The 21,996-nt window shown below is 62.9% G+C and carries 13 protein-coding genes, 2 other RNA genes and 1 pseudogene; 7 read left to right on the top strand and 9 right to left on the bottom strand.

Annotated elements, in window-relative coordinates; genetic code table 11:
- Positions 1-13: 13 nt before the first annotated feature.
- From ABQU90_RS03060 to ABQU90_RS03030, 7 genes are all read right to left on the bottom strand, one after another.
- Positions 14-1,297, bottom strand: coding sequence for an aspartyl/asparaginyl beta-hydroxylase domain-containing protein (locus ABQU90_RS03060; protein WP_323521907.1), 1,284 nt, complete (start codon positions 1,295-1,297; stop codon positions 14-16).
- Positions 1,298-1,450: 153 nt separating this feature from the next.
- The gene (locus ABQU90_RS03055; RefSeq protein ID WP_323521906.1) at positions 1,451-2,416 is read right to left on the bottom strand and encodes a cation diffusion facilitator family transporter; all 966 of its coding nucleotides are present in this window, start codon (positions 2,414-2,416) and stop codon (positions 1,451-1,453) included.
- Positions 2,417-3,063: 647 nt separating this feature from the next.
- Positions 3,064-3,966, bottom strand: coding sequence for a 3-hydroxyisobutyrate dehydrogenase (gene mmsB, locus ABQU90_RS03050; RefSeq protein ID WP_323522175.1), 903 nt, complete (start codon positions 3,964-3,966; stop codon positions 3,064-3,066).
- A gap of 129 nt (positions 3,967-4,095) precedes the next feature.
- The gene (locus ABQU90_RS03045; protein ID WP_323521905.1) at positions 4,096-5,289 is read right to left on the bottom strand and encodes an enoyl-CoA hydratase/isomerase family protein; all 1,194 of its coding nucleotides are present in this window, start codon (positions 5,287-5,289) and stop codon (positions 4,096-4,098) included.
- Positions 5,274-6,071 carry an enoyl-CoA hydratase gene (locus ABQU90_RS03040; protein ID WP_323521903.1) on the bottom strand — a complete coding sequence of 266 codons (798 nt, stop codon included), beginning with the start codon at positions 6,069-6,071 and terminating at the stop codon, positions 5,274-5,276. The genes ABQU90_RS03045 and ABQU90_RS03040 overlap by 16 nt, the downstream gene beginning before the upstream one ends.
- Positions 6,068-7,249, bottom strand: coding sequence for an acyl-CoA dehydrogenase family protein (locus ABQU90_RS03035; protein WP_115527368.1), 1,182 nt, complete (start codon positions 7,247-7,249; stop codon positions 6,068-6,070). Before ABQU90_RS03035 ends, ABQU90_RS03040 begins: the two co-directional genes overlap by 4 nt.
- Positions 7,250-7,259: 10 nt before the next feature.
- Positions 7,260-8,765 carry a CoA-acylating methylmalonate-semialdehyde dehydrogenase gene (locus ABQU90_RS03030; protein WP_323521901.1) on the bottom strand — a complete coding sequence of 502 codons (1,506 nt, stop codon included), beginning with the start codon at positions 8,763-8,765 and terminating at the stop codon, positions 7,260-7,262.
- 134 nt (positions 8,766-8,899) lie between these two features.
- Between ABQU90_RS03030 and ABQU90_RS03025 the strand changes: the two genes are divergently transcribed.
- From ABQU90_RS03025 to galA, 5 genes are all read left to right on the top strand, one after another.
- Positions 8,900-10,288, top strand: a complete 1,389-nt coding sequence (locus ABQU90_RS03025; RefSeq protein ID WP_323521900.1) for a helix-turn-helix domain-containing protein — start codon at positions 8,900-8,902, stop codon at positions 10,286-10,288.
- Positions 10,289-10,656: 368 nt separating this feature from the next.
- Positions 10,657-13,350 carry a TonB-dependent receptor gene (locus tag ABQU90_RS03020; protein WP_323521898.1) on the top strand — a complete coding sequence of 898 codons (2,694 nt, stop codon included), beginning with the start codon at positions 10,657-10,659 and terminating at the stop codon, positions 13,348-13,350.
- Positions 13,351-13,411: 61 nt separating this feature from the next.
- A non-coding RNA gene (locus ABQU90_RS03015) (sX9 sRNA) lies at positions 13,412-13,489 on the top strand.
- 312 nt (positions 13,490-13,801) lie between these two features.
- Entirely contained in the window at positions 13,802-15,004 is a 1,203-nt protein-coding gene (locus tag ABQU90_RS03010) for a glycoside hydrolase family 53 protein (protein ID WP_323521897.1), read from the top strand.
- Entirely contained in the window at positions 15,001-17,568 is a 2,568-nt protein-coding gene (galA, locus tag ABQU90_RS03005) for a beta-galactosidase GalA (protein ID WP_323521895.1), read from the top strand. Before ABQU90_RS03010 ends, galA begins: the two co-directional genes overlap by 4 nt.
- 4 nt (positions 17,569-17,572) lie before the next feature.
- Here galA and ABQU90_RS03000 read toward each other — a convergent pair.
- A non-coding RNA gene (locus ABQU90_RS03000) (sX9 sRNA) lies at positions 17,573-17,648 on the bottom strand.
- A 1,317-nt stretch (positions 17,649-18,965) separates the two neighbouring features.
- On the opposite strand from ABQU90_RS03000, the gene ABQU90_RS02995 reads away from it, so the two are divergent.
- Both ABQU90_RS02995 and ABQU90_RS02990 read left to right on the top strand, forming a co-directional pair.
- Positions 18,966-19,988: a hypothetical protein gene (locus tag ABQU90_RS02995; protein ID WP_323521893.1), complete on the top strand. Its 1,023-nt coding sequence runs from the start codon at positions 18,966-18,968 to the stop codon at positions 19,986-19,988.
- A 413-nt stretch (positions 19,989-20,401) separates the two neighbouring features.
- A complete protein-coding gene (locus tag ABQU90_RS02990) occupies positions 20,402-20,899 on the top strand; it encodes a hypothetical protein (RefSeq protein ID WP_349780876.1) in 498 nt (165 codons plus the stop codon).
- A 762-nt stretch (positions 20,900-21,661) separates the two neighbouring features.
- On the opposite strand, the pseudogene ABQU90_RS02985 reads toward ABQU90_RS02990, so the two are convergent.
- Positions 21,662-21,993, bottom strand: a pseudogene (locus tag ABQU90_RS02985) (hypothetical protein).
- Between the last annotated feature and the right edge of the window lie 3 nt (positions 21,994-21,996).

Here is a 21,996-nt window from a genome sequence, read left to right as displayed (position 1 = left end):
GGCTGGCATGCACTCATCCAGCGCGATGGCGTGCGATGGTCGCTTCCATGGCATTGACCATGGCGCGCTCCTCCTCGCTCAACAAAGGATTCCACACGTCGAAAATCAACACCACGCGCGCATGCGCACTGTCGTTGCGCGCTTCGTGCTCGATCGAGTCATCGAACACCAGCACCTTTCCGATCTCCCAATGCCGCCAGTCGTAGCCCACCCGAAAGCGGCAGCCCTCCGGCACGATCAACGGCAGATGCGCCACCAGACGCGCATTGGTCTCGCCATGGTGCGGAGGAATCACCGTCTGCGGCGCCAACACCGAAAACATCGCATTGGGACAGACGCCAGCAATCTGTGCGGCATCCACCGATGCCAGCGCGGCAGCGGTTGCTGGACACCGCTTTAAATGGGACTCCACAGGCAAGCCATGTTGCCAGAGCGGGTACGAGCTCCAAGCGGGCGAGTGATTGAGTTGTTTCCACTGATTTACCGGCTGATCGGGTGCGTAGGCGATATAGGGAGCAAATCCGCTCCTGTCGGTCTCCATGACGGCACGCAGCTCCTGTGCGATGGCATCTGTCTGTTCCTGCAATGCATCGACCCAGGGAAGCGCCGCCGTGTCATGGAAGGGCAAGGCAGGCAACCGCGGAATCAGCAGACGGTTGGACTGAGAATGGAATGGGCGGGCTCGACCGCTTGCGATCGCTGCCGCCTCATCCCACCGCCCCTGGAGCGCCGTACTCACCGACTGACGCGGCACCTGTAGCGCAGTGCGTAGCTGCGCCTCCAGTTCCAAGGTGTCCTGCTCGACAGCCTGACTGGCACGTGCGAGTTTGCGGCGCAACACCGCCGGCCATTGTGGCTGGGGCGGTGCGACGTTCAAGGCGTCGCGGTAGACACCGGCAGCCGTACGTGGCCTGCCACGCGCTTCCAAAAACTCGGCTTTCGCCAGCAGGCCAGGTAAAAAGAAGGTATCCAGCGCCAACGCAGCGGCAATGGCCTGCCATTCGCCGTCTACGTCACCCTGCGCCTGCTTCACAACGGCAATGGTCAACGCGATCATCGGATCGGCCGGGCTGGTTGCCCGCGCGCCATCCAGGTACGCAATCGCAGCCTGCGTGTCGCCCCGTTGGTAGGCGTGAACTCCTAAGCTATACAGCGCCTGCGGATGTGCCGGCGCCAGTTTCTGCACGCGCTGCCATAAGGCCTCGGCTCGCTGCCAGTCCCCTGCCGATGCTGCGGCACCGGCCTCTTGCACGAGTGCGGCAACCCGCTCGTTCACCTGCTCGACCTCTAGCGCCATGACATCCGCCGTGTGCAGAACTCATCCCGGGCCGATCATACGATGGAGGCGGCAACGCGCCAGCTGGCCGTGAGGCCGGAAGCGTAGGCGCCTGCCGCGCGTACTACCATCCGTACACTGGCAACACGCTCAAGCTACAACGCCAGCCACCGCTCAGTGCGAGTGGCCGCCATGTCCATGCGCATGCCCGTGGTGATCGTCATGCGCGGCGTCCGAGGCGATCTTTGGCGTACCGCAGGGTTCGGTACCGCAATCGCCGCTCTCTACTTGCAAGGTGACGTGGGCGATGTCGAAGCGGTCATGCAGCAAGGTGCCGAGGGCGTCGCGCAGGCGATCGCGGTCGATGGTGTCGCCGACCACGACGTGCGCGGTGAGTGCGGGCGTGCTGGAGGCCAGCGCCCAGACGTGCAGGTCGTGCACGTCGTCGACGCCGGGGTAGCTGGCCAAGGCCTGACGGACCTGCGCCAGGTCGATGCCTTTGGGGACGCCTTCAAGCAGGACGTTGATCGCTTCGCGCAGCAGCACCCAGGTGCGTGGTAGCACCCACAGGCCGATCAGCACCGCCAGCACCGGGTCGATCCATTGCCAGCCGGTCCAACGAATCAGCAAGGCGCCGATGATCACCGCCACCGAGCCGAGCATGTCGCTCCAGACTTCCAGATAGGCGCCCTTGACGTTGAGACTTTCGCCGCTGCCAGCATGCAGCAGTTTCATTGCGATCAGGTTGATCACCAGGCCCAGGCCGGCGATCAGCAGCATGCCGTTGGAGGAAATGTCCTGCGGTGCGCGGAAGCGTTGTGCGGCTTCCCAGAGGATGTAGGCGCCGACACCGAACAGCAGCGCGCCATTGACCAATGCCCCCAACGCTTCGAGACGGACATAGCCGTAGGTGCGGCGCGCGTCCGCCGGGCGACGGCTCAAACGCACCGCGAGCAGCGCGATCATCAGACCGAGCGTGTCGGTGGCCATGTGCGCCGCATCCGACAACAGCGCCAAACTGTTGGACACGAACGCGCCGATGACTTCGGCCACCAGAAAGGTGGCAGTGAGGCCGAGTGCCCACCACAACGGTGTTTCATGGCGGATTTCGCTGGGTGCGTGGTTGTGATCGTGTCCCATGGGGTGCAGTGGCCTTGTGCGATGCGCGCACCTTAGGCGCGTGCGATGGCGGAGACTATTACACCTGGGCGTGATGACATCACATCACGTGAGCGCGACACGACGCCTGATTGTCCAGGCAGAGTAGCGACTCGGAGCGGCTAACAAACGCTCTCGAACGCCGCGGCAATGGCGGCAATGTACTGACCCCACTGCCTTCGTTGGCGGGTGGAGTGATGTCGTCTTAGTAGTTAAGTTGCTCAGATGGAAAGAAGCCGACCAGACCGCACCTCATCAGACGGCCACGCTGCTTGCCCTGCTTGGACTGCTTGCCCTGCTTGCCCTGCTTGCCCTGCTTGGACTGCTTGGACTGCTTGGACTGCTTGGACTGCTTGCACTGCTTGCAAGCATGCGTACCGACCCTCCCGACTGGTCCTTGCCCGCTCACCGTCGCGGGACCTTACGCGGCATGGATGCCGCGTAAGAGCCTACACGGACGTACTTGCGGCGTGTCCCGTGATGGTGGGCGGGCAAGGGCCTCGCAGCCAAGCCGCAGATCATTCGCTCTGCACCCGACGAATACCCTGTTCGATCACCTATCAAGACCGATGCGCATTACAACGCCGGCGACGCCCGCGTGGCGGTGGGCGTCGCTTTATTAGTCTTTCTCAAACCTTGGCCACCAGCTTGACCACACTCGAAAAATCCAGCGCGCCGTTGCCGGCCGTGCTGTTCATCGCGTAGAGGTTGCGGGCCAGTTCGCCCAGCGGGATCGACACGCCGGCCTGCACCGCGGATTCGGCCACCAGGCCCAGGTCCTTGAGCATCAGATCGTTGCCGAAGCCGCCGCTGTAGCCGCGCGAGGCCGGTGCATTGGGCAGCACGCCGGGCCATGGATTGCAGACTTCGGTGGCCCAGCTACGTCCGGTGCTGACCGCCATCATTTGCGACAGCACTGCCGGGTCCAACCCCTGCGCGACGCCGAGCGCCAGCGCTTCGCCGGTGGCGGCCATGATCACGCCCAGCGCCATGTTGTTGCATAACTTGGCGACCTGGCCGGCGCCGTTGTCGCCGACGTGGAAAATGTTCTTGCCCATGGCTTCCAGCACCGGACGGGCGCGCTCCAGCACATTGGCGTCACCACCGACGATAAAGGTCAGCGTGCCGGCGGCGGCACCCGCGGTACCACCGGACACCGGTGCGTCCAGCATCGCCAGCCCGCGCGCGCGCGCGACATCGGCCACCTTGCGTGCGGACACCGGCGCGATGGTGCTGCAGTCGATCACCAGCGCGCCGTCGGGAATCTGCGTCAGGATGCCGCCATCGCCCAGATACAGCCCTTCCACATGCCGGCTGGCCGGCAGCATCGAGATGACGATCTCGGCATCAGCCAGGGTGTCGTGCGCCGAGGTTGCTGCGTGCGCGCCAGCGGCCGATGCCGCATCCAGTGCGCCCTGCACCAGATCGAAAACGCGTAGCTGGTGCCCGGCCTTGATCAGGTTGGCGGCCATCGGGCCGCCCATGTTGCCCAGGCCGATAAAAGCGATCTTGCTCATCGTGTCGATCTCCAGAGTGGAGCAGGTATCAAAAGGGTCGGGAGGCGCTCAGCGCGCAATGCCGCGCAGCGCCGCAAACAGCGTTACGCACGCAACGTGCGCGGTGGTTGCATGGCTGCGCCAGACCTGCCGAGCACGCGGCTGTCATGCCTGGTGCGCGCCGAGATCTGCCAACGGATGTTGCGCTGCCGGCCATGGCGCGTTGAAAAAGTCAGCCGCCCATTGCGTGTTGGCGTTGCTCAGCGATGCTGGCTGCCACTGTGGCTGGCGATCCTTGTCGATCAGCAACGCACGGATGCCTTCGGCAAAATCGCCGTGGGCGGCGGCGTGCAGCGCCACCACATATTCGGTGCGGAAGGTATCGGCCAGCGTCGCAGTGCCGGGATGACGTTGCAGCTCCCATGCCAGCCGTGCCGAGCCGGGCGCGCCAGCGGCCAGGGTCGTGCGCGCGGCTTGCAGCCAGCTGTCCTCGCTTTGCAGGGCCTGGATCGCATCCACCACCTGCTCCAGCGTGTCGCCGGACACCAGTTGCTCGATCAAGGCCGCATGCAGCTGCAGCGGGCCCGGTTCCAGCGGCTGCGCGATTCCATGCAAAAACGCACCGAGTTGCTCACGATCGTTGCCGGCATCGCCGGTCCACGCATGCGCGCTCAAGGCATCCAGCACGGCGCCGTATTGCGCGTGCTCCAACCGCACATCGGCCAGACCGGCGTAGATGGCATCGCTGGCATTGAGCGGTGCGCCGGTCAAGGCGAGAAACACACCAGCGCCGTGCGGCACGCGCCGCAGCAACCAGCTGCCGCCTACATCGGGAAACAAGCCGACGCTGATCTCGGGCATCGCCAGGCGCGAACGCTCGGTGACCACGCGATGGCTGGCGCCGGACATCAAGCCGATTCCGCCCCCCATCACGATGCCATGGCCCCAGCACAGCAGCGGCTTGGCATAGGTATGGATGCGGTAATCCAGCCGATATTCTTCTTCGAAAAATGCGACGGCATGCGGATTTTCTTGTGGCCGTGCACGGCGCTGGGCCGTGTCGGGTACCGCATCGCGATGCGCGCGCATGCTCTGGTACAACCCATGCAGATCGCCGCCAGCGCACAAGGCTTTATCGCCGGCGCCACGCAGTACCACGCAGGCAATCTGCGCATCGTCGGCCCATGCACTTAGCTGCGCATCCAGCAGCCGGGTCATCTGCAGCGACAGGCCATTGAGCGTCTTGGGCGCATTCAAGGTTGCAATGCCGATGCGATGCCCGTCTGCACAATCGCGCTGCTCGAACAGCACCGGCGCCTCGTCGGTTGCGCTGACGTCCGTCATCAGCGGTTGCTCCACTGCGGCGCGCGCTTTTCCAAAAATGCGGCAACTCCTTCGGCCTGGTCGGCCTGCTCGAACAGGTCAACGAAGGCTTCGCGCTCGGCAACCAAGGCTGCGGCGTGCGTGCCATGGCGGGTGGATTGCACCAGCCGCTTGCAGGCGGCCACGCTCACCGGACTCTGCTTGCCGGCACGCTGCGCCCACGCAATTGCCAGCGCGCGCGACTCGCCCTTGCCGACCACCTCTTCGACCAGACCGATACGGTGTGCGGTGGCGGCATCGATACGCTCGCCCAGCAGGATCATGCGTTTGGCCCAGCCTTCGCCGACCAGGCGCGGCAGGTTCTGCGTGCCGCCCGCGCACGGCAACAACCCGACGCTGGCTTCCGGCAGCGCCAGATGCGCCTGCTGCTCGGCAATGCGCAGGTCGCAGGCCAGCGCGCATTCCAGACCGCCGCCCATGGCATAACCGTTGATTGCGGCGATCGACACGCCGCGGAAGGCGCTCAATGCCTCGAATGCTTCGCCGAAGCGACGCGCGGCCTCGCGTGCAGCGGCCTTGTCGCCGTCGGCAAACTGTTTGAGGTCGGCGCCGGCGCTGAAGAACTTTTCGCCTTCGCCGGTGATCACCAGCGCGTACACGCTGCGGTCGGTATCCAATGCATGCACCAGGTCGCGCAAGGCGGCCAGGCTCTGCACGGTCCAGGTATTGGCCGGCGGGTTGCTCAAGGTGACGATGGCGACATGCCCATCGCGCTCGACCTGCAAGCCGGTATGCACACGCCCTTCCCACGCGCTCATCGCAGTTCCTCCTCGCCGTTGAGCAGATGCCGCGCAATGATCATGCGCATCACCTCGTTGGTGCCTTCCAGGATGCGATGCACGCGGCTGTCGCGCAGCAGGCGTTCGATCGGGTACTCGCGGATATAGCCGTAACCGCCGTGGATCTGCAGTGCGTCGTCGCAGATGGCAAACCCGGCATCGGTTGCAAAGCGTTTGGCCATTGCGCACCACACGGTGGCGTCGTGGCTGCCGGCATCGAGCTTGCGTGCGGCGGTGTGCACCATCTGCCGCGCGGCCACCAGTTGGGTCGCCATATCGGCCAGCTTGAATTGCAGCGCCTGGAAATCTGCCAATTTTTTGCCGAACTGACGGCGCTCGCCCATGTAGCGACGTGCGGCATCCAGTGCGCCCTGCGCGGCCCCCAGCGAGCAGGCGGCGATATTGATGCGGCCGCCATCCAGCGCCTTCATCGCCATCTTGAAGCCCTCGCCTTCCTTGCCGAGCAGATTGCCGGCCGGGATGCGCACATCGGTGAACGTCACCCCGCGCGTGGGCTGGCTATTCCAGCCCATCTTTTCTTCCTTGCGGCCATAGCTGATGCCGGGCGCATCGGCCGGCACCGCAAAGGCGCTGATGCCGCGTGCGCCATCGTCGCCGGTGCGTGCCATCACCACCAGCACATCGGTGGCGCCGGCACCTGAAATAAAGGCCTTGCTGCCGTTGAGCACGTAGCTATCACCATCGCGCTGGGCGCGGGTTTTCAACGATGCCGCATCCGAGCCGGCACCCGGCTCGGTCAGGCAATACGAGCCCAGCTTGGCGCCGCTGGTCATCGCCTCGCCCCATTGCGCACGCACGCCGTCGTTGCCATAGCTGGCAATCAACCATGTCGCCATGTTGTGGATGCTGATGAAAGCCGAGGTGGACGGATCGACGGTCGCCAATTCTTCGAACACCACCGCCGCATCGAGCCGACGCATGCCCAGGCCGCCCACGCCTTCGTCAGTGTAGAGGCCGCAGAAACCGAGTTCGGCGGCCTTGGCAATCGCCTCGCGCGGGAAGTAGCTTTCTGCGTCCCACTGCGCCGCATACGGCGCAAGTTCCTTGTCGGCGAAGTCGCGCGCGGCGGCGCGGAACGCTTCCTGCTCGTCGTTCAGATCGGCCGCGTTGGCGTGTAGCTGGATGGCTGCATTCATGGTGTTGGGGTCACTTGAGAGAGATGGTGGTGTTGACGCCATGGCCCAGCGTCTGGTCGTCGAACCAGCGCGCGGTAACGGTCTTGGTCTGGGTGTAGAACATCACCACCTGCTTGCCGTACGGGCCCAGGTCGCCGAGCTTGGAGGCGCGCGAGCCGGTGAACGAAAACAGCGGCACCGGCACCGGAATCGGCACGTTGATGCCGACCTGGCCCACGTCGATGTCTTCCTGAAAACGCCGCGCAGCAGCGCCGGACTGGGTGAACAACGCGGTGCCGTTGCCGTTAGGATTGGCGTTGACCAGCGCGATCGCATCGTCCAGCGTGTCTGCTCCCAGGATTACCAGCACCGGCCCGAAGATTTCTTCGTCGTAGATGCGCATGCCCGGCGTGACGCCGGAGAAGATCGTCGGGCCGACGAAGTTGCCGTGTTCGAACCCGGTCACGGTGGGGCTGCGACCATCCAATTCCAGCGTGGCGCCCTGCTCCACGCCGGAGGCGATCAAGCTCTCCACACGCTCGCGCGCCGCACAGGAAATCAGCGGGCCGACGTCGGTGCCCTGGGCGTTGCCTGCACCCAGTTTCAAGGTCTTGGCCTTGGCGACCAGGGCGGGAATCCACTGCCGCGCTTCACCCACCAACACCAGCGTGGAGGCAGCCATGCAGCGCTGGCCGGCCGCACCGAATGCGGCACCGACCATCGCATTGAGGGTCTGCTCCTGATTGGCGTCCGGCAGCACCACGGCGTGATTCTTGGCGCCCATCATGCATTGCACGCGCTTGCCGGCCAGCGATGCGCGACGATAGACGTGCGTGCCCACCTTGGTGGAGCCGACGAACGACAGCGCCTTGATGTCCGGGTGGTCGCACAGTGCGTTGACCACGTCTTCGCCGCCATGCACCACGTTGAGCACGCCCTTGGGAATGCCCGCTTCCAGCGCAAGTTCGACCAGCCGCATGGTGACCATCGGGTCCTGCTCGGACGGCTTGAGCACGAAGGTGTTGCCGGTGGCAATCGCCATCGGGAACATCCACAACGGAATCATTGCCGGGAAGTTGAACGGGGTGATGCCGGCGCACACGCCTAGCGGTTGCAGCAGGCTGTAGGTGTCCACGCCGTTGGCGACGTTGTTGGCCAGTTCGCCCAACTGCAGATTGCCGATCGCCGCGGCGTGCTCCACCACTTCCAGCCCGCGGAATACATCGCCTTCGGCATCGGCCAGGGTCTTGCCCTGCTCGGCGCTGAGCAGCGCGGCCAGCTCGGGCATGTGCTCGCGGATCAGCTGCTGATACTTGAGGAAGACGCGTGCGCGGGTGCCGATGGGCGTCTTGCGCCAGCTGACGAAGGCGCGGCTGGCGGCGGCCACTGCGGCGTCGACTTCGGCCGTGGTGGCGAACGGCACCTGGGCCAGTACCGACTGGTCGGCCGGGTTGACCACGTCCTGCCACTGGTCGCTGGCGGAGACCAGCATTTGTCCATCGATCAACAGGGACACGCGGGGGACGGATTCGCTCATCACAGGGTTCGCTCGCAGAAGACATCGGGCCGGCTGGCCCAGTACTTCGCATTGTTCGCAGCCCAACCTGCCATTCCCAGCCCACATCTGCTTAATCGCGCTAAGCTGGCCGCACAATTTTGCGAATCTTGCGAATGCCCCAGTCCTCGCCACCCGTCCTCCGCCATCAGCTCGGCCTGCGCCTGCAGCGGCTGCGGCAGCGCCACGGCCTGACCCAGGCCGAGCTGGCGCGCCGGCTAGCGTTATCGCCGAGCTATCTCAACCAGATCGAACGCAACCAGCGCCCGCTGACGCTGGCGATCCAGCAACGGCTCAAGGCCACGCTGGGCGATCTGGACGGCCTGCTGGATCTGGACGACCCGACCGCCCTGGCCGACCCGCTGGACGAATCGCTGCGCAGCCTGGGCCACACCCTGTCGCCGGCCGAGCTGCGCGCGCTCACCGGCAACCTGCCGCAGGTGGCGCAGGCGCTGCTGGATCTGCACCGCGCCCATCAGCATCTGCTGGAGCGCAATGCCGCGCTGCAAATGCAGATCGGTATTGAGCATGCGGCGATGCCGTCGCTGTCGCCGGGCGAGCAGGTGCGCGATTACTTCAACCGCGCTCACAACTACCTGCCCGAACTGGATGAGCGCGCCGAGGCGTTGTATGCCGAACTCGGCCTGACCCCGGAAAACCTGCCGCTGCGGCTGCGCCAGCGCCTGGCCGATCGCCACGGCCTGCTGGTGCAGGAGGCGCCCGATCTGCACAGCGACAAACGCAGCGTGGATGCGCAGGCGCGCGTGTTGTGGCTGCCCGCCCATCTGCGGCCCGGCCAGCAGGCGTTCCAGATGGCCGCGCACCTTGCCCTGCTGGAATGCGCACCGTTGCTGGACGCGCGCATCGCCGATGCCGGGTTCGAAGATGCCGAGCGCATCGCGCTGTCGCGGATCGGGCTGTCGAATTATTTCGCCGGCGCGCTGGTGATGCCGTACAGCGATTTCCTGCACAGCGCGCAGCGCTCGCGCTACGACATCGAGTGGCTGGCGGACCGCTTCGGGGTGGGCTTCGAGGCGGTCTGCCATCGTTTGAGCACCTTGCAGCGACGCGGTGCGGCGGGGTTGCCGATCTTCTTCATGCGGGTGGATCGCGCCGGCAATGTCTCCAAGCGCCACTCGTCCACCGACTTCCACTTTTCGCACGTGGGCGGCGCCTGCCCGCTGTGGATCGTGTACGAGGCGTTCAACCAACCTGACCGCATCCTCACCCAGATCGCGCGCATGCCCGACGGCCGCCGCTATTTCTGGCTGGCCCGCCAGGTCAGCAGCGGCGCCCCCGGCTACGGCCGCCCGCGCAAGACCTTTGCGCTGGCGATGGGCTGCGACCTGCGTCATGCCGACCAGCTGGTCTATGCGCGCGGCTGGGATCTGGGCGCGGTGGACGATGCCGTGCCGATCGGGCCGGGCTGCCTGACCTGCGAGCGCAGCGACTGCGTGCAGCGCGCATTCCCCGCCCTGCCCCGGTTACCGGTCAGCACGCGCTAGCGAGACCACGCCACGCCATCGCCACTTGGGCAACGTTTGGTCGCCTGGCACGCACCCACGCCAGACTGTGACGAAGCCAACGCTAGCGCTGCACTGCAGCATTCCAAGCCGAGATAGCTCACGCAAAATGCTTCATTGGAATGGAATGACTCGCGCTTCTACCCTGAAGCGGACACATGCAGGACAGGGGGACGCCAGCGCGATTGTCGATTGTCGATCGTGACAGCGCCGCAGCAACGCACTTACCGCAACCGCACCACCGCACCACGCCATGTCCGCTCGATCGCGCCAGACCTACATCGGCGCCGGCGGGCCGCACCAGCCGCCATCACCTTATTCGGTCACTTAGTCCTGGGAGGGATCAACCGATGCCTGTTCACCACACCGGTCACTCGGCCAGCCGGCGCCTGCGCCGCACGCCAGTCCGCGACGTCCTCTGCACCACCATCGCCTTCGTGCTGGCCACCGCGTTCAGTGCGCAGGCACAGGACACCGCGCCCGCCGCGCCGCCGGCCAACGCCACCAGCAGCAGCGCCGCCAACGCGCAGGCACCGGTGACGCTGGACAACATCACCGTGATCGGCCAGCGCGCCAGCCTGAATCAGGCCGTGCAGGCCAAGCAGATGTCCGATCACGTCATGGAAGTGATCTCCGCGGACAACATGGGCCAGATGCCCAACGTCACCGTGGCCGAAGCGCTGGTGCGCCTGCCCGGCGTCAACGGCACCCGCGACCGCGGCAACGAGAGCCTGGCCACCGTGCGCGGCCTGGGCCCGCGCATGACCATGGGCACCGTCAACGGGCGCGAGATCGCCTCGTCCGAACCCAATCGCGCAGTGCGCTGGGAAGTGTTTCCCACCGAGATCGTCTCCACCGTCAAGGTCTACAAGACCCAGTCGGCCGACCTGGTCGCCGGCGGCCTGGCGGCGACCGTGGACATCTCCACCATCAGCCCGCTGGACTACACCGGCCCCGGCTTTGTCGGCACCGCCGGGCCGGTGTTCTACGACCACGCCAAGGACGTGGACGGCTACACCCCGTGGGGCAGCCGCTTCGGCGCCAGCTGGGTGCACAAGTTCAACGACAATCTGGCCGTGGCCTTCGGCGCCACCTATCAGAAGCAGAAGAACGCCAGCTCGTCGATCGGCAGCTGGGGCTATACCGACGCCACCACCTCGCGCGACGTCGATGGCGATGGCACCGTGGATCCCACCCCGTGGGGCGCGGCCGACCAGCTCAAGCTGATCGAGCAGACCCGCACCGGCGCGATGGGCACCGTGCAGTGGCGCTCGGGCAATTTCGAGTTGAAGTTCGACGGCTTGTATTCGCGCATCGAGATCGACGAAGACCAATTGCAGAACTGGTTCAACGGCCTGGCCTTCAGCACCTTCTCCGGCGCGACCAATCCGTACACCACGCCGGGCTCGTCCTACACCATCGTCGATGGCGATGTGGTGGCCGCCACCTTGGCCAATTCCAACCTGCAGGTCGACCATGTGGTCAGCCACTACAACGAGGTCAAGACGCTCACCGCCGGTGGTTTGAACGCCAAGTGGAACGGCGATGTGTGGACCTTGGGCAGCGACCTGTCGTTCTCGCAGGCCAAGCGCGACAACGTTTGGCAGGCAGTGCGCTTCGGCAGCAACCCGGACACGGTGTCGTTCGATTTCCGCCGCAGCGTCACCCCCACCATCAGCACCAGCTCGGACACGCCCGAATACGGCATCGCCGGGCAGACCCAACCGCAGGCACTGCGCGACAAGATCGCCGCGCTGGCGCTCAATGCCAGCCGTGCAGTGGACGCAGGCCCGTTCACCTCGCTGGAATTCGGCGCACGCGCCGCACGCCGCGAAAAGCAGAACCGGAATTTCATCGGCAACCAGTCCGGCTACGACCAGCCGATCTCGGCGTATCAGGGCTTGATCTACCCGGTCACCATGCCGGACTTGAATGTGCCCACGCTCACCGGCGGCAACATGGCCGAGATCGCACGCATTGGCTTTGGCGGCTTCGATCCGGCCGCGCTCGATGAGCAGATGCTAGATCACTGGAACGTCAAGGAAGACGTGCGCGAAGCCTTCGCCAAGGCGGTCTTCAGCTCGCAGCTGTTCGGCACCGATGTCACCGGCAATATCGGCGTGCGCCTGGTCAACACCAAGACCACCAGCGACGGCTTCGATTCGGTCGGCGGCACCGTGCAGGCCAGCAGCGACAGCAAGGAGTACACCGACGTGCTGCCCAGCGCGACGCTCAACTTCCTGATCGACGATCAACGCATCCTGCGCTTTGCGGTGGCCAAGGTCATCGCACGCCCGCCGCTGGACGAGCTGCGCACCGGCCGTCGCCTGGACGACCCCACCGTGACCGTCGGCCAGCTGACCGGCAGCGGCGGCAACCCGCAGCTGGACCCGTTCAAGGCCACCCAGGTCGATGTGTCGTACGAGTGGTACTTCCACAAGGAAGCGCTGGCGGCGTTGGCGGTGTATCGCAAGGAAGTGGATTCCAGCATCGGCTACCGCACCGACCGCGAAGTGATCAACGGCCTGGATTACCTGGTCAGCGCGCCGTTCAATGGCGGCGGCGGCTACATCAATGGCGTGGAACTCACCTTCCAGACGCCGTTCTTCTTTATCCCGCACATGGAAAACTTCGGCGTCTATTCCAACTATTCGTTGGTGGATTCCAACCTCAAGGAATTCTCGCCGGAAAACAACCCGCTGCCGCTGAGCGGACTGGCCCGCAAGACCGGCACCTTCGACCTGTGGTACAGCAACGGCACTTTCGAAGCGCGCGTGGGCTACAAGTACCACAGCCCCTACACGGTGGTGTACGGCTGGAATGCCGCGCGTCTGGCACGCCTGCAGAGCGAAGGCACCGTGGATCTGAGCTTGAACTGGCAGTACAGCAAACAGCTGGGCTTCCGCTTCCAGGCCGGCAATCTCACCAACGAGCCGCTGCGTGCCTACACCGACAACAAGCCCAACCGTCTGGCCAATCAGGACGATGGCGGCTACCAGCTGTTCGGCCGTCGCTACCAGCTGGAAGCGACGTACCGGTTCTAAGAGCAGCGAACAAACCTACTGTGCTCACCGCCAGGCGGGCGCGGCCGGTGCTCGATGCGGCATGTACCACTCGTACACTCCGCTTCTGAGCGCGCCGTCCACACCCACCTGACGACTGCCCGGCTACGTTTTTTTAGCTGCTCCAAGCATGGTGGCGAACGCATGACGCGCAGTCGGCGGCACTGCATGAACGGCACGCAGGAACCGGCAGATACGCGTTGTAGCTGCCGGTTCCATGCAGACCGCTATGCGCCTGGCGCCTGCACCGTCGTGTTCGATCGCCACCCCACAGAAACATCCGGCGCCTGCTGCGCCGGGCAGCAGGCGAGTGACGTCGATACGCGGGAACGCACTGCGACTCTGGTTGCGATTCCGCACACCGCCTGCGCTGCACGATGGCCACATGCAGCATGCTGTTGGCCGCTCCATGGTTGATTTGTCGAGGAATTACATGCGCTCTACACGCCGCTTCTGGACGCCGACGCTGCTGGCGTTGGCATTATCCGTTTCCGCACACGCCGCCCAGCCTCCCGCCACGTTGTATCTCGGCGCGGACCTGTCCTACGTCAACGAGATGGAGGAATGCGGTGTGCAATATCGTGAGAACGGTGTGGTCACCGATCCGTTCGAACTGTTCCATGCGCATGGCGCCAACCTGGTGCGTGTGCGGCTGTGGAACGACGCGCGCTGGACCAAGTACAGCGACCTGACCGACGTCAAAAAGACCATTGCGCGCGCACGTGCACAAGGCATGCAGGTGCTGCTGGACCTGCACTATTCCGACGATTGGGCCGACGGCGAAAAACAGCTGATCCCCAAGGCCTGGGCCAGCATCACCGATACCGACGAACTGGCCCGCACGCTCTACGGCTTCACCTACGACACGCTCAGTGCGCTCGACCGCGCCGGGCTGATGCCGGAGCTGGTGCAGGTGGGCAACGAAAGCAATTCCGACCTGATGGACAGCCAGCCCTGGGACAAGAAGCGCCCCATCGACTGGCAGCGCAACGCCAAGCTGTTCAACGCCGGCATCAAGGCAGTGCGCGACATCAGCGCGCGCTCCACGATCAAACCGCGGGTGATGTTGCATATCGCCCAGCCGGAAAATGTGGAGCCGTGGTTCGCCGCCGCCACCAAGGCCGGCGTCACCGACTTCGACCTGATCGGCATCAGCTACTACCGCAAGTGGTCCACCCAGTCGATGGCGCAGTTGGGCAAGACCATCCAGCGCTTGCGTGGCCGCTTTGATGCCGACGTGGTGGTGGTGGAAACCGCCTACCCGTGGACCCTGGAGTCCGGCGACACCTCGCAGAACCTGCTCGGCGAAGACTCGCTGATTGCCGGCTATCCGGCCACGCCGCAAGGCCAGTCCAAGTACATGATCGATCTCACCCAGCTGGTGATCGATACCGGCGGTGCCGGCGTCGTGTACTGGGAACCGGCATGGACCAGTAGCAGCTGCAAGACGCGCTGGGGCACCGGTTCGTCGTGGGAAAACGCCAGCTTCTTCGATTTCAAGCATGGCAATGACGTGCTGCCGGCGATCGATTTCATGCACCATCCATACACCGGCGCGCCGCCCTCGTACACGCCTGCAGCGCATACGCCTGCACCGGCACACCCAGCAGGCGCCAGCACGAGGACACAGCCATGACCGGCATCAATCGTCGCGAGTTGCTGCGCGGCATGCTTGCAAGCAGTGTGAGCGCCGCACTTCCGGTTGGCGCGGCTGCCGCCCTGGTGCCAGGCATTGCCGGCGCCGCATCGGCGACTGCCAAAAACACACCACCGGCTGGCCCATTAGGTGACGCAACGCTGGCGCCACGCGAGCGGCTGCTGTTCGACTTCGGCTGGCGCTTTCATCTGGGCCATGCCAGCGACCCGTCGCGCGATTTCGAATTCGGCACCTTCCAGCGCACCTTCGCCAAGGCCGGCAAGGACACCGCCACCGCTGCGCAACTGAGCTTCGACGACAGCAACTGGCAACAGGTAGATCTGCCGCACGATTGGGCCGTGACCCTGCCCTTTCGCCCGGAGCCGATCTCCGCTTCGATGACCGAGGAAGACCCGGCGGCCGCACACGGCTACAAGGCGTTGGGAACGAGCTTTCCCGAAAACAGCGTGGGCTGGTATCGGCGCACGCTGCAGATTCCAGCCAGCGATCTGGGCAAGCGCATCTGCCTGGTGTTCGACGGCGTGTTCCGCGATTGCGTGGTGTTCTGCAATGGCCACATCGTCGGGCGCAATGCCAGCGGCTATTGCGGCTTCGAGGTCGACCTGAGCGAAGTGCTGGACTACGGCAAGCCCAACCTGATTACCGTCCGCGTGGATGCCACGCTGGGCGAAGGCTGGTTTTACGAAGGCGCCGGCATCTATCGGCATCTGTGGCTACAGAAGACCGACCCCTTGCACATGCCGCAGCACGGCGTGTTCGTGCGCAGCACCCTGCAGGGCGACAACGCCACTGCGCAGGTCTCTGCCGAAGTGCGCAACGACGGCACCGCCCCGCGCCAATGCAGCGTGCAGGCCCGCATCACCGCACCGGATGGACGCGTGGTCGCGCAGACGGTGAGTGCTTCCATCACGGTGGCGCCAGGCCAGGTGCAACAGCTCGAACACACCCTCCCGCTGGGTCAGGCGGCATTGTGGTCGATCGACACCCCACAGCTGTACACCCTGACCACCAGCGTGCACAGCGACGGCAAGGCCACCGACGCCGTGGTCACCGCCTTCGGCGTACGCAGCATCGCCTTCGACGCGCAGCGCGGTTTTCTGTTGAACGGCGCGCCACTCAAACTGCACGGCACCAACAACCATCAGGACCATGCCGGCGTCGGCACCGCTATCCCCGACGCCCTGCACGAGTGGCGCCTGCGCCAGCTCAAATCGATGGGCTGCAATGCCTATCGCAGCTCGCACAATCCGGCCACCCCCGAGTTGCTCGCCCTGTGCGACCGGCTCGGCATGTTCGTGATCGAAGAAACCCGCCGCATGTCCACCGACCCCGAAGCGATGGGCGAACTGGAGACGATGGTGCGGCGTGGGCGCAATCATCCCAGCGTGATCCTGTGGTCGCTCGGCAACGAAGAACCGCAGCAGGTCACCGAGCGCGGCGCGCGCATCGTGTCGCGCATGCAGCAGCGCGTGCGCCAGCTCGACCCCACCCGCCCCACCACCTTCGCCATGGACAAGGGCTTCGGCGATGGCGTCGGCCAGGTGGTGGACGTGGTCGGTTTCAATTACCGCACCAGCCAGATGGACAGCTTCCACGCGCAATACCCAGACATCCCCATCTACGGCAGCGAAACCGGCAGCACCGTGTCGGTGCGCGGCAACTACCAGCGCGACGACGCACGCGGCTATACCCGCGCCTACGACCTGGACCACCCCTGGTGGGCCAGCACCGCCGAAGCCTGGTGGAGCTACGTCGCCCAACGCCCCTATATCGCCGGCGGTTTCATCTGGACTGGCTTCGACTACCGCGGCGAACCCACACCCTACAACCGCTGGCCGAATGTCGCCTCCCAGTTCGGCGTGCTCGACAGCTGCGGGTTTCCCAAGGACAACTACTGGTACTACCGCGCGCAGTGGACGCGCGAGCCAGTGCTGCATCTGTTCCCGCACTGGAACTGGGACGGTCTGCTGCAACCCGACGACAACGGCCACCTCGCCGTCTGGTGCCATAGCAATCTCGACGCGGTGGAGTTGCTGGTCAATGGCGTCAGCCAGGGCCTGCAGCAGGTGCCGGCCTACGGCCATGTCGAATGGCGGGTGCAATACGTCCCCGGCGTCATCGAAGCGCGCGGCTATCGTGGGGGCGCACTGGTGCTCCGCGAACGCCGTGAGACCGTTGGCAAGCCCGCCGCGATCCGCCTGAGTTGCGACCACAACGCACTACGTGCCGATGCAGAAGATGTGGCAGTCGTGAAAGTGGAGATCGTCGATGCGCAAGGCCGCTTGGTACCCAACGCCAACAACCAGGTGAACTTCGCCCTGCGCGGCCCCGCGCGTCTGATCGGCGTCGGCAACGGCGACCCCAGCAGTCAAGAAGACGACAAGGCGCCGCAGCGCAAGGCCTTCAACGGACTGTGTGCTGCGCTGTTGCAGACCACCAGAAGCAGCGGCGATATCGTGCTGCAGGCCAGCACGCCCGGATTGCGCCCGGCTACGCTGCGCCTGCAGGCTGCCAAATCGCCCCTACGGCCGTCGGTGGGCTAAGCGCGGCTACCAAAACGTCGCGAGCAATCGTCAGGTGGGCGTGGACGGCGCGGAGGAACCGGTGTGTAGGCGTGGTACATGCCGCACCGAGCACCGGCCGCGCCCGCCTGGCGGTGAGCACAGTCCTGTTATTAGCTGCTCTAAACCCCGGCCATCAAGTGCAGTTCGCCGCTGCACAGGCCCGCGCCTCGAATCGGAGCGGGCACTGGAGAGCTAGCTCGCCACGGAAACGATAGGGCACGGCAGTACAGCGTTGCACGGCTTATGTATGGCTCTCCTGCAACCCGAATGGACTTCCGTACCGCACGGAAATGCACTCGCCCGACATCCAGAAACCGCGCCTGACCATCGCGCATGAAACTTTCTGCCTGAGTCGCCTGCAATCCTCTCCAGGCACACCACCGGTCATCGCTCCATGCCGGCAGCCCATGCCCGACGGCCAGTCTCGAAGCAATACCGCTGACGGACATAGCTGCCGAGAGACAGCCCCGTCGCAAAGCGGTATCAGGGCGTTCTTGCACGCCTCTTCGCTCTGACAACCAATCGAGCAGACAACCGCCGGGTTTCTCTCGCTGAGTTCGCACAAGGTCACGTTTCGCGTTCTGGACGTCAGCGCACATGGCGTTGGCCAGCTCGCGCGTAACGCCGCCAAACCAGCCAAGTCACCTGGTCATTCGAGAACGGGGCGATCCAGTCGTCATTGCGTCTGTCTCCCGGCGTACGGTGGCACTGACGTTACGGAGAGAGGCCGGGCAGAGAGGTGGCCTAGCTTGGCCGAAAGCAAGACGAGAAAAATTTATTTTCTTGACTGCTGCAACTTGCTTGACGCGCCGCCCTATCGACACCGGATCATCCGCCGCTATTCCACAGCCATACAAAACCCATCCATTTTCATCATGGCAGAGAGAAAACTTGCATCAACCATCAGCTACTGCATCGCTTAAATAAAACCAGCTTCGCAATTTTGCATTATTTTTCAATGCAAAGATTTGGTTATCTTTTGAGATTAACGAACACTTTTTAACACCTGTGAATCCCATGCTTTTCGCTTGAAGTAAATTACCCAAAGATAGTAACCAACTTTATCGCAGCAACTGACGATTCGTGGCAATAACTGACATAGATAACGCTACTTGAACATGTACGTTTATCGAAAGCAGCAATAGTTCGAACCTGATTCGGGAAGTCATAAAGACCCATCCGAATTAGATAAAGTCTCGAAACCGCACTACTGAGATCACGACTTAGAAAAAAAAAGACCTAGTCACAGACCCCGCGCCGGCAAATGCATACCCCCATTAGCTAGAGCAACTAGCATTCACGCATACCGCAATGTTATGCCCCGTCAATTTCAAATTTATTGAATATCCAGCTAATTATACGCCCGAGAAAAATCAATGACTGACAACATTAGATATACCCATCCGGGAAAGCCGGCCGCGCCATTCGTCATCGGAGGACTCGTGGCGGTCATTGGAGTGTGCTCATTGGCTTATCTTGGAGTTCAATCAAGCAGCGACAACAACGTTGACGCAAGCCGCGTACCCCAGACGCTCAACCCTGTCGGAGGTCGCCACGCTCCGCAGACGGCGCATGCAAAGATGAGCGGGAGCGAATTCAGCGATTTCATAGATGCTGACAGCGACAAGCCCTTTGGCCCGAGCGAAGTCCAGCACCGCTTACAGGATTTTTTTGATCGTTGGGATCAAGGTCATGCCATGTCCCAGGCGCAACAAAAAATCTTCATGGCCCGCTTACTCAACACAATCGACTCCAGCCCGGAAGCACGCAAGGCGGTGGCTGATTATTATGCAAAAATACCCGCAAAAGACGCTGCCAATCGCGAAATTATTCAAAACATGATTGTTCGCAGCGAGTCCGGCAGAAAAATGATGGTAGACGAGGCGAGTCGCATCTGGAAAAGCAAGGACTCCAGCCTCTACACTGCGATGTACAAAACGTATTCAAACTTTCCTGGCACAGCTTCCAGGGAAACGCTGTCCGAAGCGATGTCCACTCTCAATAGCCACGCCAGCGACGTACCTACATCGGTCGCTGCGTTGAACTTTATTGGCACGATCGAAGAAGACACATCCAAGGATGCGATGTCCCTCAGAAGAAACGCGATTTCCCAGCTGAATTCGGTTGCCACTGGAAACGGCGACGATGTGGTGAAGGCATTGGCGGCCCAGAAGGTTTACCGACTCTCCGCCCCCGATGCCGCAGCAGATGCTGCGGTCGACTACCTGAGAGGCGGTGCAACCGAACCGCTGGTGAGACAGACGCTCAATGCGATCGCAAGTGGAGAGGTTGAACTCACTCCTCCACTAAAGTCGACCCTGCTGACCGCAGTAGCACGCCCCTCTGCGTCGCCTCAAGAACGGAAAATGCTGGAGTCTTTGCTGCAGGGTCACAGCTGAGAGCACTCGTCCAACTCCAACCAGCACGCACATGCATGACCTAGCCAGCTGTGCTGCGGGCCATGCAAGAAATAATCTTAAACACCAAGAAATTACCCGCCGTTTTTTTAAATCACATTGATCCGGACCAACCGGATCAATTGATAGAGCAGCAATGCACGTAACTCTTGAAAAAACCCAAATATAAAAAAATAAAAAACACCCATCACCTATTGCGCACCTGCAGATTATTGATATCCAGCGAAATTTAACCCGCATTGGGCCAAGCCACACCAGAAATACCCCCCCCTAAAAATTTAAACAACCGCACAGAGATGATCATGATCAAAAAAATAAGTAAGTACCTATTCCCCGTTCTATTGGCGTTGACTTTGGTGGGAACCACCCAGGCGGCATCACCACCGGACAAACACATGTTCACCACCTTCGGAGGATGGCTAGGAAAAAATCAAAAGTCTTTCTACGAAGATCACGGAACCCTTTCGGTATGCTACGGGGACGAAGCACATTGCCCGACCTCCACGGAGTCCACAACGCGCGGCGCATGCCGAGACCAAAGCTTCGACATGGGCGGAAGCTGGGAACTGCCGCTCAAGATTCCCGGATTATCCCTTTCGGGGAACTTCAGTAATAGCTGGACAGAATGCAATGAAAAGGCGGAAGAGAACTCCTGCCCTCCGAAAGCGCACTCGGCATACGCTCCAGCGATCTTGGTCGGCGAACGGTGGGGCCGCACCCGTGTCACACATGTCAATACCGGATGGTTCCAGAATGGCAGTTGCGAAGCTGGCTATAAGAAGACCTGGATGGGTGGCGCTAACTTTCGCTGCGAATATAACGGCGCTCCGTACGACAAGGATGGCTACCTCCCTGAATTTCGCTACAAAAGTTGCGAATACATCCCGACCTGACAGAAAATATTGAGCAGCAATCAGCTCGGTCACTCAAAGTAACGGTCGCGTCCGTGTCTGCTCTGTTGAGCAGGCACGGACGTCATAGGACGCGTGGCAGAAGGCAAACGCCAATGCTTCGCGCCGAGCTGGTGACGGAGCAATTTAACCACTGACTGACTGCAGCGCCGAGGATGGCGAATGATTGCACAGCAAATGCGTGGTTGGCATCTTGCCGCAGAATCATTGCGATGGTCACGCAGGATGCACGCAGATGTGTCATGCAATGATGTCTGCGATCTCGCGAAGATGGTGTAGCCCCCCAGCTGCCCATTATTGACGCATCAGGATCGCGCTAAAAATAGCGGAGAAATCCATATCCCCCCCTGAAATCGCTCCAGCGTGCAGCCATCAAGATGGTCTTCGTTATCGAAATGAAGGCACTACCGCTTCCGGGCTGATTTGGGAAGCCTGCACCTGCCGGCGATGCGAGTTGGCTAACCCGCCAGGCTATCTTCGGGCAACACTCAGCTCGTCAGTACTGTGTTGATTGCTATTGGTCGCGATGCGGCGCTCGATACCACTGACAAACACTGCTCTATTCCGCCGAGTCTGATCCAGCTAGCAACGACGGTACACAATGGCATTGCCGCTGAAAGCCTGGCGCATGCATCCCAGCCACCGACAGTGAATGACAATCGGTGCCTTGCGACGATGCCAGCTCGAATGAGACCCGCAACCGACGTCCTGTACCAGTTGCACACCGTGCTCAGGTCAGGCGATTCAATCTTGCTTATCGCCCATGTCCAGACACCTGGGGAAACAACGATTGAGCGTCTCATCCCATGCCAGGAACTACGCAAGCGTGTGATGTACCCCTCCATGGGACGTGGATCGTCGGCCACCGTTTTTTGCTTGGCCACGTAAGCGATGCGTTGCGACGACAGCTCGTCCCACGCTTTGCGGCGCATGACCGGATCCGGATGCGACACCGGCATCACTTCGAACAACGGTCGTGGCCACGCGCGCGTCCAGCAGATCGCCAGGCGCTTCGGTCGCGGCCTGCATCCGCTCATGCTGTTTCTGTTCCATACCCACCAGGTTGCCTGCGTAATGCG

Origin of the sequence: Xanthomonas sp. WHRI 10207, assembly GCF_040202975.1 — a bacterium.
Taxonomy (GTDB): domain Bacteria; phylum Pseudomonadota; class Gammaproteobacteria; order Xanthomonadales; family Xanthomonadaceae; genus Xanthomonas.
Note: the sequence above shows the minus strand (reverse complement) of the source record. Positions and strands in the feature narration are given on the sequence as shown.